Raw genomic sequence first — 14,709 nt, forward strand, 5'->3', positions numbered from 1 at the left:
TCTAACAATATTTACATGAAAATAAGATTGTATATATAATTAAGTCTTATTTTCTTAAATTTTATTAATAACTATTTTTCGTAATTAAATGTCATTTTAAAATGCATTTCTCTTTCACCAGCACCATATCCATGTTGTTGAAAATCATGAACCTCTATTTTTTTATTATTTCTATCTGTATACGTTCATGTTCAAGTGTAATTAGGTCTTGCTGGAATAAAATTTCAAGTATATTCCTCAAATCCACTAAAATTACAATTTTTAAAAAATGATGTATCACCAGATCCTTCATCAATAAAATCTTGAATATCCACTTCTAGCACCTGCATATTATTCATGTATCCATATCCACCACCGTGGCTTTCATCTAATTGTGTTGAAAAATAATTATATTTTTAGCTCCTTCATCTTTTAGTTCCTTTATCTTAGATACTGCAGTAAAGATTAATCCTGTATCATCATAATAGCAAGATGATTTACCCTGAATATATTTATATGTTGATTTAAAAATAACATTATCCGATAACTTTTGATAATTATGGTATCTGTCATCTAAAGTTGTTTTTTTAATATTAGACATATTTCTATTATTATTGGTGTTATTTGCCAATATGTTCATAGAACAAGTTATTGCACATGGCGATGTTGTCATCACACATAATAATGGTATAAATAATTTCTTTCTCGTCAAATACTCCTTTTTATAATAAAACTACAATTAAATTATACCATTATTAGAATTTAGATAATATTTTTTTGATAAAAATAGAACTTATAAATATAGTTTGTAGTATACAACAAAACATACATATAAGAAAGAAATAATATTTATCTTATTAGTAAAAAGTAGCATAGAAAAATCTAAGTGTACTTGATTACGCCTAGTTTTTTTCTTTTTACTATTTATATTATTTACTCAAATATATACCAATCGAGATTCATAATATATATTTAGCTATTTTACTATTTTTTACCCTTTTATTACTTTCAAATTTTTCAGCTTACATATTTTTACAATAATTTTATTTTATCATTATTTTTTTTCTTTATAAAAAAATGGAGGTTTTATCCTCCAATAAACATATTTACCTTATTAATTATTTAAATTCATCACTTAGGTTTAAATAAGATTTTCTTAAATTTTATAAATAACTATTTTTTTTGAAATTAAACGTCATTTTAAAATACAATTTTCTCTCATCAACCCTTATTAGGATTTATAAATTTAACCTCTACGTCTTTTACGCATTATAGAAACAATTACAACTGTACCAACAACACCAGCAACAGCAATTGAGCCAAAAACTATATACTTAGCCAAATCACTGTTTTTATTTGAATTTGGCTTGGCGCTATAATCTCCATATCCAAATTTATCCCCCTTATATAAAGAGTTAATATTATAATTTTTATTTACCATTTCACTTGAATCAATCATTTGTTTTCGATAATTTGTTATTGTTCCTAAAAAACCATCTAATGCATGTCCAAATTCGTGGTCTAATGTAGTAAAATTATTTGGTGATGACCATCAATTAAGTTGGTATTGTTGATTATTTTTTGGGTCACGATAATCTTGTAACGATGATTGTGTATATGCAATATATGCAAATGTATTTGTATCTCTAGTATCAGTTATATAATTTGAAGTGAAAGCTAATGTATTAGTTGGTTTAGCGTTTGAATCACCATCTGGATTTAATGTATTTCCAGGACCAATAACAATACCAATTAAATAATACAAAAACAAATTTGTATCTTTGTTGCTATCTTTTACAGAAAAATCACAAAGTTCTAGTGTTGAGTCATATAATAAAATCAATTGATCTTTTAGGTCATTTATATAAGAACTATCTCAATTTCCGTCAGATGTCATAGCATCAATTGCTTTTTTTCATGAAATATTTGAAACATCATCCCCTGTGGTATTATCAACTTCTCCATTAAGAGTTAAACCTGTTAATTTAGAATCAAGATCATCAAATGTATTAAAGTAATCTTTTTTAGATTTTGAAATAAATGTATTAAACTCAGTTTTAGAACTATCATCAGCCTTGATTAAAGAATCATTCATAATTGTTTTAAAATAACCAATATTTGGGTCTGATATATATATCCCAGTTTCTTTTTCCCAACTTTTAATTGCACCCATATTTGTTGTTCCAAATATGTTATTTGCAGATGAATAGGCAATAGCATTCTGATATCTATAGTAACTAATGGCAGAATCAATATCTACAATTGAATAAATAATATATGCTGGGTTTGTATTTTGATTTGCAACAAGTTCAGTTGTAAGACCAAAAGCATAATCATTGCCATATTTTTTATAATATAAATCTCCAGCGTTTGAAAACTTGTTAGTTGCATTAGAAAAATCTTCACCAATTGTGTAATAATAATAATTTGATTTTTTACTTTCGGTATTATTAGTATTATAATCATTGTCTATAAAGTCTGTAAGTTTAGATGGCAAAATAACACTATTATCTTGTCCAAATGATAAATATCCATTGTAACTTTTTAATAAAGTAGGATAAATATCTACAAAAAAATGATTTAAAAGTGCTCAACTTTTGTTTTTAATTGCATCTGGTGTAGTAAGTCATTTTGTATATGACTCTGCTCAAAATTCTTGATAGCAAGTATTTGCATAGCCAGATACTGTTATAATTCCAGAAATAACTCCCATGTAAAAGTATTTATCATCAAGATTATTATTACCATCTATATTCTTTTTAATACTTGTAAGTCAATTTTTAATTATAGTGTTTGAACTAACATCTGAATTCTTGTATAAATAATATTGTAGAGCTAGACCTGATCATAAACAATTATTTGAATTATCACTTTCACTACCTTCGCCCCCATATCCTTGACGAGTTCCTGGTTCACCAGTTCATGCAGCTGCTTGAACCTTATCATCATTATAAATAGCGGGGGCTAAATCTTTATCTGGAATTTCAGAAAGATTTTTTAATCAATCTCTTTTGGTAGATGTGTATGTGGGTAAAAATGATGCCAATGCAGCACCTACAAACATAAAAGTTCCTGTACAAATTAATAATGTTTTTTTTATCATTTAATATTAACCTCCTCTTTAATTTAATATTAAAATTATATAATCTAAAAATAGAATATATATTTGAAAATTAGCATTTTATTTATTATTTGTTTGTATTTCTTTGTATTTGTTTATATTTTTATGTTTGTTTGTATTTATTTATTTTATATTTGTTATTTGTTATTTGTTTGTACTTTTTGTATTTAATAAAAAAAGTGTATTTAGATAGAATTAAAATACAACAATTCTTTTCTTATTATACACTTTTTTTCATAAATAAATATTTATTTTTTATTAAAAATTATTTTATATTTTTTTATCACTATCTTTAATTTCACAAACTCCTGCTTCTGTTGTCAGAATTAATCCACTAATACTTGCAGCATTTTCTAGAGATAGTCTAGATACTTTTAATGGGTCAACAATTCCTTTAGCAAACATATCAACTCATTTATCTTCAAATGCATCATATCCAAAATTATCTTTTTGTTCAATTAATTTTGCAAATATAACAGAAGCATCTTGTCCAGCATTTTCGACTATTTGTTTAAATGGTGCCTCAAGAGCTCTTATTAGGATATTTCTTCCAATATTTTCTTCACCTTCCAATTTAAAATCTTTTAATTTTAAGGCAGCTTTCACAAAAGCACTTCCTCCACCAGGAACAACTCCCTCATCTATAGCAACTTTTGCAGAATTTAATGCATCTTCAATTCTTAGTTTTTTCTCTTTGATTTCTGTTTCTGTTGGTGCACCAACCTTAATAACACCGATCCCACCCGTTAATTTAGCAAGTCTTTTTTGTAGTTTCTCAACATCATATTTAGATGTTGTTTCTTTAATTTGTTTTTGCAATATTACTTCACGAGCTTTAATGTCTTTTTTTGCACCCATTCCATCAATAATAATTGTCTCATTTTTAGAAACTATTACCTTTTTAGCTTGACCAAGGTCATCAAGAGTTAGTTTTTTTAGATCAACATCTAAATCGTTGCTAGCATATTTTGCCCCAGTTACAATGGAAACGTCTTCCAATATTCCTTTTTTAGTATCTCCAAAGTCAGGAGATTTTACAACACAAATATTGAAAGCTCCACGTACTTTATTTAAAATAAGTGTTGGTAAAACATCTCCGTCAACATCTTCTGCAATTATTAGTAATGGTTTTCCAGTTTCAACTACAGATTCTAAAATTGGTAATAATTCTTTGATATTTGATATTTTCTTATCAGTAACCAAAATATATGGATTGTCAAATTCAACAATCATTTTTTCTTCATTTGTAACCATGTACTGAGAAATGTAACCTTTATCAAATTGTAACCCTTCGCTAGTTGCGATTGAAGTCTCAAATGTATTTGATTCTTCAACTGTTATAACACCATCTTTACCAACTTTTTCTAAAGCATCTGCGATCAATTTACCTATTTCAGTACTTTTTGCACTAACACTAGCAACTTGGGCAATTTCGTTTTTACTATTAATTGGTTTTGAATTGGTTTTTAAGTGTTTTAGAACTTCTTTTGTTGTTTTTTCAATTCCAGTACGAATCGCAATAGGACTAACACCAGCAACAAGGTTTTTAATACCTTCCTTAACAATCGCTTGTGTTAAAACTGTTGCTGTTGTTGTTCCATCTCCTGCTAGATCATTGGTTTTTGATGCAACTTCTGAAACTAATTTTGCTCCCATATTTTCAAATGGGTCTTTAAGTTCAATTTCCTTTGCGATAGTAACCCCATCATTTGTAATTAATGGGCTTCCATAACTTTTTTCTAAAACTACATTTCTTCCTTTTGGACCAATTGTCACCTTAACTGTATTTGCTAACTTATCTATACCCCTTAGCATAGAAATTCTTATATCTTCTCCAAATATTATTTTTTTCTCTGACATATTTATCCTCCTTATTTAAATTATAAAATTAATTTTCAATTACTCCCAATATATCTTCTTCACTAATAAGTACATATTCAATATCTTCAAATGTAAACTTTGAACCAGAATATTGTTTATATATTACTTTGTAGCCTTTTTTTAATGACTTTTTATTGCCATCAGAAACGCTATCTCCCAATTCAACTACTAAGGAAATGTTATCTTGTTCATCTTCCTTGCTTTCTTTTAAAAAGATACCGTTAACTTTTTTTAAGGTATCATCATTTTTGTCATTTTTTAATAACACATTGTTATTTAATGGTTTAATCATATAAATAAATCCTCCTTTTAAATATTTGCTCTTAATTTGAGCTCAATTATAATTATAATAAATTTTTCTTTGTAAATCAACAAAAATAGTAAAAATACCCTAATATATATTTATTATTATTTAGCGTTTAAAATATAAACTTCTAAAAAATTTTAAATTAGCTTGTCTTGGATTTTACGTTTTCAACATAATCAAGAAGTTTATCTTCTGAAACCTTGTTCACTATATTTTCGATTTGTTTAAGTGCATCTTCTTTTTTAAATGTTGATTTAAAATATTTAATGATATTATCAAAAACAAGTTTATGTCCTTGGACTTTTTTAACAAGTTCCTCATATTCCTCATAACTAGAAAAATTAAATATTTTAGCAAATTTAACAATTGGCAATTGCTTAAACTTTAGCATAATTTGTGAAATATACAAGATTTTTTGTGGACTGACATTTTTATCAAAAATAGTTGTTAACATTTCATCTTTTATATTCTTTACAGAATTTGTATTATCCAACACTTCCTTCACTAACTCAATTTCATTAATATTTGATATTTTACATTTATAATTATATAAATAGTCTAAAATTATTGGGCTTTTTTCTTCTTGGGATAATTCCAAAATAATTTGTAATTGTTTTACATTTAATTTTAAGAGTTTTGTTTTAATTATTTGATTATCAACAAATTCTTTAAGATCAATTATAACAACTGTTTTATTATAATTTGGGTTTTCCCTTAATATCAATTTTAAAAATTCATCATCTTTTAAATTTGATTTAACAATTGAAAATAAATTAACAAAATAATTTATATCTTTTGGTTTACGAATATATTTTTTAATTAAATTTAAATCCATATTTTCATCAATAAAACTTATTAGAAAATCTAATTCACAAAGATTGATATCTGTTGGAAATAGGGCAATAATAAATTCTTTTCATTCATCAGATAATACTCCGTTTTTTTTATAGATTGCAAACTGAATATTAAATGGTAGAGAAAAATCATAAGTAGTTAAAAAATTCTCATCGATTATTTTATCGTTAATAGCATCAATTGTTTTATATATATTTGTAGAGTCAAAACGACTATTTGCTAAGATGCGAATATTAGCAGAAGATATTTTATTTTGAATAGCAGTTAACATTGCTCACATTTTTTTTGCACTAAAATTCTTATTCGCTAAAAATCTTATTAGACGCTCGTCTAATTTTTTTTCAATTCAACACTCAATTATTCTTCTCTGCTCACTATCAAACTCTTTTAAATTAATATCCATATTATTCTCCTTATATTTTTTTATTAATTTTGCTAACAATTTCTTTTATTTTTTTTGCTCCTTGGAGGATGATTTCTTCAAATTGAAACTTGTTATCTTGATATTTATTTAAAACATCACTCACTATCTTAATTGCCCCATATTTTATGCCAAATTCATCACAAATTTGAAAGATAGAACAACACTCCATATCAAATAATTCAATTTTATCATTTATTTTTTTTATAAAATTGTCGTACCCTTGTATATTATTTATAAATATATCACTTGAAGCAATATTTGCTTCCTTTACTTTTAAAACATTTTCAATATTTGATTGATAAAACTTTTTTCCTTTTGAATGCTGACCATAATCATATCCAAAAGGAGTGAGATCAACAGCAGAGTAATAAGCTTTTTTAATAAATAACCCATCAAGTATAGAATTACTCTCGGTTGCACCACATAAACCAATATTTATTATTTGTGTTGGTTTTAGTTTCTCAATAACTCACCCAGTACAAGCAGAACTTCTAGCGATTCCAATTCCACACACAACAATAAATGATTTATCATTTTCCCACACTTGGTAAGGATGTGCAAGAATTTTTACATAATCACAGCTATTTTGGAGATCTTGGACCTCTTCTTCCATTGCAAATAAATATACAGTTTTAATATTACAACTCCTTATCAAAATAGAAATTATATGTTTTAATTAATAATTTTCCAATTGAATCTTTTCCATTTTTTATACATGCTTGTTGATATTGATTCTTTAATAAAGATTTAAAACCTTCCTCAAAGTTAGAAAAGCACTGAGCTCTATATTTTTCAACACCATCATAATCTCGATCCGAACTTATTTTATCTGCACAAAATACTATTTTATCTAAGACAGTCATATTTTCACGCCCAACGGTGTGGTATATTATCGAGTCAAAAATCTCTTTATCGTTAACTAATCAGTTATTCTTTAAATATCCCCCACCTGCAAATCCATGGTGGATTTGTCATGGCTCTTTTAAAATTTTATCCATTTTTATAGATTTAATATATCTTTCTGTTTTTTCTACTGAGAATCTTTTTGCAATGTCGTGTAATGTGCCTGCAAATCTTGCTTTTTTAGGGTCATTATAATTAATATCTGTTGCAAGGTCATATGCAGCTTGACCAACATTTAGGCTATGTTCTAATCTTTTTAAATCCATTAAAACAAACAATCTTTCTCTGATATATAAAAGGTTATAATTTATAAAATCTCTAATATCCTTATGAACTAAATTATAGTTATTTAAATAAATTATGTCATCACTAGATATATTATCTAACTTAATATTGTTTTTATTTAAAAACTCCTTTGTCAATATTTGATATTGTGATAGGTCTTCAAATTCATCTAAAGTAAATATTGTTTCATCTTTATTTATCTTATCGCTATTTAAGATTATAAATCCAGGACATATTTTTTCGATTATTTTGACCCTATTTTCATATCCTTCTCGACCATTTTTTTCAATTAATAATAGGCCCAATTCTTGATATTGTTTTTTTAAAAACTCAATCACCTTTATTTCATCTTGTGTAATTGGGTCAAATCTACTTGCAAAATATACCATTTATTTTTTATACACATCATTAACAAAGAAGTCAGCAATACATTTTATCGGACATAAGTTAACAACATGATCCTCCACTATTTGTCTTGTTTCAATTGAAATTGTTCCATCAAAAAGAAATGTGGTTTTGTTTGAAACATTGTCTTTTATTTTAAACATCTTCTTAATTAAATCAAAATGCATTTCAATTAAAGTTACTTTATTTTTTATAATTGTATTAACAATTGCATTTTTTCCAACAACTAATTGGAAATCTTCACAATATAAACCCCATGATTTTGTTAATGGTAACACATTAACCCAATAAATAAATACAACCATCTTAGTATCGGGAAAATATATGATATCATCAACCAGGTTAAATAATTTTTTATATGTTTTCTTATTTTCTAATCAAAAGTAATGTTTTCGCATTGAGAGCCACTTTACTTTAAATCTTCGTGTGGCATTTATCGTCTCTTCAACAGCAATTTTGTTAATAATTGGAAAATACTCATTATAATAGTCTTTAATTTTATCCTTTTCAATAAATTTATATTTTTCAATCATCGTTGTTGTAAAATAAATTATTTCATATTCAGAATGAACATATTCTTTTCCATCTTGTTCAAAAAATATAAGTGGCCTTACAAATACGTGCAAATCATCAGTTTCTAATATATCCTCTTCTTTTATAGTCATTTTCATAACAAATGATTTTAAAATCTCCCGGGGGATTTTATTGTCTGGTCTTGTTGTGTCTGTTCTATTTTTAAGAATTGTTACAAAATCGTCAACCTCAAATGTGGATTGATATTCCAAAACATCTTGCATTGCTCCGATAACCATCATAAAATCATCAACAGAATAGGGTAACCCATCATAAAGCTTGATTTTCTTAGCAGCATTTGCAGCAGCATTTGCTATTTTTCCTTTAATTTCATAACTTTCACGAATTCTTCAATCTTTTTCACGACGTTTACGAATATCTTCGTTAATATCTTCATCACTTTTAACAATAATAATGTCAATTGGCGAGAGAAGATTTGGACAAAAATACGGTTTGCGAGGGTCCTCAGTTTCAAATTCAAGGCCATATTGATATATATTATCTGAAATTCTCACATATGTGTGCATCCATATTAGCATAAATATTTTTTTATAGCTTTTAATATCAAAATCTCCATTATATATATGCTTATCGTGATTAGAATAAAGCTGAAATGATTCTTTATTTTTATCTATAGTCAACATATGGAAATATTGCATTTCGCGATAAAAATACTTAATACTCTCTAGATAATCAGTATATGTGTACTTATTTTTTCCAAATGAGGGCACCGTAATAATGGGGTTAAAACTTGTTTTAACAATATTTCTTATATATCAATATTCCTGTGCTAATAGCCTTACGCCAAAAAATATAATTGCAGAAAAATGCGCTCTAATTGCAGGGATCTTCTTTTCATCTTTCTCAAGAATAAATTCACCATTACTACCAATATAATGAGTTGAATAAAAATCTATTTGGTAAAGAATTTTTTCATAAATTTTTTTTCTAAACGCACCAAGATCATTCTCATTTTCCTTTAACATTGATAACATCTCAATTAACTCTTCATCATTTATTCCAAAATAATTAAAGTAATTTAGTTCCTTTTCAATGTCACCAATGCCATCTATATTGCGATAGAAAAATAGTCTTTTTAAAAAACCTACATTCAAACCTTTTCCACCCTTCATATTTTTTTACATATATATTATACCATTAAGAAGTGATATTTACAAGCGTTAGATTAAATAGGGTTGAATATAATATATGGGGTATTTTCTGTTAGGTTTTAAAACAATTCTTGTTTAAGTATAATAAGTTAATCAATTCTTGTTTTTATAATATAATCTTGTTTTTATTTTTGGTAAAAAAAGAACACAACAAAAATTATTGTAGCTGGATAGGTAGTGATATCAAATATGCCAAAAATATAGATCATTCTATGTTTTTGGTGATAAAACTCCCTAAAAACATTTATTTAGGGGCTTTTCTTGTATCAAATTATATAATTTTGTAAAACAAAAAATCTTGTAAGCACAGGTCTTTTGCTAAAATCGTTTTTTTTGCTGTTTTTATTGATTCTAGAATCCCCTTTTACAAACTAAAAACATAATTTTATTAAAAATACATATACAATTAATAGTTTTATATCTAAACAAGAAAATAAATACAAAAAAAACATTTTTTTATGTTTACAACTTAGTTTTAATTCAATTCCGATAATTTTCGCCGTTTATTTAAAAATTAAGTATTTTTTACATGAGAAAAATAGAAATTTCATTTGAAGTTTTCTCAAAATTTTTAATATATTCAAAAATATTATAAATATTTGCTTATTTGTAACTCATATTTAACATACATTATTACTTATATAGTATATTATTTATTTTTATTTATAATTTCTAAAGATTTTCTTATATTTCAGTCATTTTCGATAAGAATTTTTGTTGCATATTTTTTATTCTTAATTAAAGATATAGTCATAAATATATCAACACATCTTTTTCTTAATTTTTCATTACTCGCTTTTAAATCAACCATTAAATTACTGTAAACTTTGCCTTTTTTTATCATTATAGCTGTTGAAATCATATTACAAATCATTTTTGTAGCTGTTCCAGCCTTCATTCTTGTTGAACCAGTTATAGCTTCGGGTCCAGTTATTATTTTTATATTTAGATCACATATACTATTGAAAATATTTGAATTAGACATACACAAACCAATGCTTAATAAATTATTTTTTTTAGCATATTTTAGTGCTGATACAACATAAGGGGTCATCCCTGATGCACCAATCCCTATTATTACATCATTTGCACATAAATTATAGCTACTAATATCCTCTGCAAATGAATTTTCTGAATCTTCAGCCCCTTCAATGGGATTCTTTATCGCTCTATCACCACCAGCTATTATACCATAAAATGTATTTGCATCATTATAAGTTGGCAAGATCTCACTTGCATCTAAAATACCTATTCTTCCACTTGTACCAGCACCAATATAAAACACCCTCCCATTATTTTTAATTCTGTCAAAAATTAAATCTATTCCCTTTGCAATTACTTCTAGATTCTCTTCAATAACATATGCAATTTTTTTGTCCTCGTTATTAATTAATTTAATAATTTCAATTGATGAACATTTATCAATATCTATAGTATTAATGTTTCTTTCTTCTGTATCAATGTTTTTAATCTTCATTATTTTCTCCTTTTAAGATTTAAATTTGCCCATTAATATAAATTTTTAATTATTCATTTTGCAAGTTTAGTTTTAAATGTAACATTTATCGCGCTAATATTTTTATATTTTTAAATTAAATATTTAGCCCCCAGTATAGTCTTTACACTTTTAGTGTTAATTAAATATAACCCTTATTAATACACATCATATTAAACTTTGATATTTTTATTTTTATAATTATGAATTAATTAAATCTAACTTTAAGAAATAATATTGTCACTAATATTATACACTCTTAGTAATTTTAATTTTTTTAACTTGCAAATAAATTGTCAATATAAATAGTGTTTTTAAATAGACAACAATTAAATAACTGTTTTAAAGTTATTATGTGACAAGTTAAATAACTATTTATAAATTGTATTTTATCTAATAAAATACTATATAATTTAGTGTTATTAAAATCTAATAAATTAAAATTCTTTCTGTTAACATCATATAATTTTTGTTTTTACTGGTGATCTTTTTTATTTTTTTTATATTAGTCAACAAGAAATTTTTTCTTCGTTTTTATTATATCTTCTAACATAGAAACATATTCTATGTTATATTTTTTGAAATATTTAAATACTTATTAATATTAATTCCTATATTAGAATTTAACTTTTCATTAATTTAAATCCACCCCTTTTGTACCAAATAAATATGTGATCACAAAGCTTGAAAAGTATGTGACAATAAGACCTGCTAAGTAAAATAACACACCAACTCAAACTTGCCCTGAGCTACTGCTAAGTAAAGGTAATGCTAAAAGTCCAGAACAACCTATAGCTGTTGTGCCAATATATATACCAAATAACGGAAGCATACCAATAAATAAACCGCCAACAGCCGCCCCTAAACAAGATGTTAAAAATGCGCGTAGTCTTGGTAGCATAATTCCATAAATTAATGGTTCACCTATTCCTAATATTCCCGGAAATATTGCACTAGCTATTTGAGCTCTCAATTTAGATCCTTTTTTTGCTTTAACAAATAAAGCAGCAGAAGAACCAACTTGTCCCGCACCAGCCATTGCAACTATTGGAAATAATGTATTTAAACCTGTATCTGATATTAATATTAAATATATAGGTGTAAGACCTTGATGGATACCAAAGACTACCAGTCATAAAAATATAAAGGCTAGAATAGCACCAAGTCATGGAGATAGTCATTTATTTGTTGTAATTTGTTTAAAAAAGAATGACATTCCTTTAAACATATAACCAGATATTGGTACAAAAAGAATAAATTGAAGCATTAAGCAAATAATACACACAAGCAATGGCGTTAAAATAAGTTTAGTTGAATCTGGAATAACTTTTTCTATTTCAACTTGAATAAAAGATGCAAATATAGAAATTGTTATAGCGCCTAAAATTGACCCAGTTAAACCATCAGCTTTTTTATCTCTAAAAATACCAACGGTAAATCAATTATTACTTATGTCATTAATGTGAATACCAATAAAATTAGCAGATGTTTTATTACTTTCTATAACAAATACATTAGCCACTATTTGCCCAAATAAGGGGGTGTACATTGACGCTAGGATTGCGCCAATTATTGGAGTCCCCCCAAATTCCTTTGCAGCATTTCACCCTATTATAACACACAGTATCTGAATTAGCAAAGATAATAATAGTGTAGTTATTTTTACTCAAGAAGTTGCTGGTGTTGGTAGACTTTTTTGCCCATAGGATGTTAATATAATACTTCCAATTGCCTGTAAAATTCCAGCCGCTAAGAAAGCGGGAATTAAAGGTGTAAATATATTACCAAATTTATTAAAAATAAAAACTAGATTATTTTTATTTTTATTTTTTAAATCAAATTTATTATCTATAAAATTAGATTCTCTATTTGCTTCTAAACTATTACTATTTTCATTAAAAATATTGTCTTGAATATTGTTCAGCTTATTCATTTCCAAAATTTTTTTAAAATCGCTAGCAACTCTATTTACAAAACCTACTCCTAAAACAATCTGAAATTCAGTATTGTTTATTATGACCCCGATAACATTTTTAATTGATTTTATATCATCAATTTTTATTTTATCGAATAAATCTTCATTAACCTTAATTCTTAATCTTGTCATACAATTAGTGTATGACATTATGCTATTTTGAAAAATATCGTAAATATCACTAGCGGTTTTAAATGAATCTTTCTTCTCTTTCATAATTTATCTCCCTTCTTATGGATGATTTAATTTTAATCTCATTGGGAAAAAATATTATAAAAAAAATAAATACAAACTAAGATGTCAAAAATTGGAATATTTATCTATTTATGAAGAGTTGTTCTAGTTAAAATATCAATGTATTTTTCCTTATCTGAATTTATAATTGTTAAATATATACTATCAAGGGCAAAAAGTAAAGCACTGCGAGAAGATGAAGATGATTGCATAAAAATAGATTCATTTGAAGCTACTACAATATTTATGTTAGAATTTAACATAACAGGATTATCAACATTTTTAGTTATTGATACAATAAATGGCTTATTTATTTTATTAATATTTAAATATTCTATAACCTTTAATATTTCTTCAGTTATTCCACTATAGGAAACAATAAAAAATAAATCATTAGATGTTAGTAATTTGCTTAAAAAATAAAGATTATTAACATCCTGAGATATATTACAAAATATACCAATTCGTTGTAATTTATTGTAAAAATCTCTAGCAATATTATATGTTCCACCAAAAGCTGCTATTACTATTCTTTTGCTATTTAATATTTTATTTGATATATCAAATATTTTTTTATATTGTGAATTTAGTAATTTATAGGTTTGTTTTGCTGTTTCAATATTTTCATTATATATATTTTCAACAATACTGTTATTTAGTATTTCCTTAACACCGCTTGTTCCTTTTTTAGAATCTGTAATGTTTTTAGAAATAAATTTTAATTCCTTAAAACTACTTAATCCAAGTTGTTTTATAAACCTATGAATTGATGACAAACTTGAAAAGGAATTTTTAGAAAATTGAGAGATTTTCATATCATATATCTTATCCAAATTATCAATGAAATATTTTGCAATGTAATAACTTTTATTATTTTTATTCATTGAAATATTTAATATTTCATCATATATATCAAATTGACTCATTATTTACCCCCAACAACAATAATTTTTATTTTGCCATCTGTTTCATAGATGAAATCACTATTATAATCATTTTATATTATTTTTGATTATAAAAAAGTAATAATTAGATCTTATTGGGTTAATATAAAATAGAATTTTTTATCCTATCCAATCTTTTTTTAAGTAATTATTTAT

12 protein-coding genes are annotated in these 14,709 nt (G+C 25.5%); all 12 read right to left on the bottom strand.

The window, feature by feature from the left end:
* Window positions 1-71 precede the first annotated feature (71 nt).
* The 12 genes from AAHM97_RS03380 to AAHM97_RS03435 all read right to left on the bottom strand — a co-directional run bounded on the left by AAHM97_RS03380 (window position 72) and on the right by AAHM97_RS03435 (window position 14,535).
* The gene (locus tag AAHM97_RS03380; RefSeq protein ID WP_342268536.1) at window positions 72-338 is read right to left on the bottom strand and encodes a hypothetical protein; all 267 of its coding nucleotides are present in this window, start codon (window positions 336-338) and stop codon (window positions 72-74) included.
* 29 nt (window positions 339-367) lie between these two features.
* Window positions 368-691: a hypothetical protein gene (locus AAHM97_RS03385; RefSeq protein ID WP_342268537.1), complete on the bottom strand. Its 324-nt coding sequence runs from the start codon at window positions 689-691 to the stop codon at window positions 368-370.
* A 534-nt stretch (window positions 692-1,225) separates the two neighbouring features.
* Window positions 1,226-3,082, bottom strand: a complete 1,857-nt coding sequence (locus AAHM97_RS03390; RefSeq protein WP_342268538.1) for a hypothetical protein — start codon at window positions 3,080-3,082, stop codon at window positions 1,226-1,228.
* Window positions 3,083-3,370: 288 nt separating this feature from the next.
* A complete protein-coding gene (gene groL, locus AAHM97_RS03395; RefSeq protein ID WP_342268539.1) occupies window positions 3,371-4,960 on the bottom strand; it encodes a chaperonin GroEL in 1,590 nt (529 codons plus the stop codon).
* A gap of 28 nt (window positions 4,961-4,988) precedes the next feature.
* Entirely contained in the window at window positions 4,989-5,273 is a 285-nt protein-coding gene (locus tag AAHM97_RS03400) for a co-chaperone GroES (protein WP_342268540.1), read from the bottom strand.
* 157 nt (window positions 5,274-5,430) lie between these two features.
* The gene (locus tag AAHM97_RS03405) at window positions 5,431-6,546 is read right to left on the bottom strand and encodes a hypothetical protein (protein ID WP_342268541.1); all 1,116 of its coding nucleotides are present in this window, start codon (window positions 6,544-6,546) and stop codon (window positions 5,431-5,433) included.
* Between the two features lie 10 nt (window positions 6,547-6,556).
* Window positions 6,557-7,180, bottom strand: a complete 624-nt coding sequence (locus AAHM97_RS03410) for a 5'-methylthioadenosine/S-adenosylhomocysteine nucleosidase (protein ID WP_342268542.1) — start codon at window positions 7,178-7,180, stop codon at window positions 6,557-6,559.
* Between the two features lie 25 nt (window positions 7,181-7,205).
* Window positions 7,206-8,144: a bis(5'-nucleosyl)-tetraphosphatase (symmetrical) YqeK gene (gene yqeK / locus AAHM97_RS03415; protein ID WP_342268543.1), complete on the bottom strand. Its 939-nt coding sequence runs from the start codon at window positions 8,142-8,144 to the stop codon at window positions 7,206-7,208.
* Entirely contained in the window at window positions 8,145-9,848 is a 1,704-nt protein-coding gene (locus AAHM97_RS03420; RefSeq protein ID WP_342268544.1) for a hypothetical protein, read from the bottom strand.
* Between the two features lie 706 nt (window positions 9,849-10,554).
* Window positions 10,555-11,382: an N-acetylmuramic acid 6-phosphate etherase gene (murQ, locus tag AAHM97_RS03425; RefSeq protein ID WP_342268545.1), complete on the bottom strand. Its 828-nt coding sequence runs from the start codon at window positions 11,380-11,382 to the stop codon at window positions 10,555-10,557.
* Between the two features lie 652 nt (window positions 11,383-12,034).
* A complete protein-coding gene (locus AAHM97_RS03430; protein ID WP_342268546.1) occupies window positions 12,035-13,591 on the bottom strand; it encodes a PTS transporter subunit EIIC in 1,557 nt (518 codons plus the stop codon).
* 104 nt (window positions 13,592-13,695) lie between these two features.
* Entirely contained in the window at window positions 13,696-14,535 is an 840-nt protein-coding gene (locus AAHM97_RS03435) for a MurR/RpiR family transcriptional regulator (protein ID WP_342268547.1), read from the bottom strand.
* Window positions 14,536-14,709: the final 174 nt, after the last annotated feature.

The organism is Spiroplasma endosymbiont of Aspidapion aeneum (assembly GCF_964031045.1).
GTDB lineage: Bacteria > Bacillota_I > Bacilli_A > Mycoplasmatales > Mycoplasmataceae.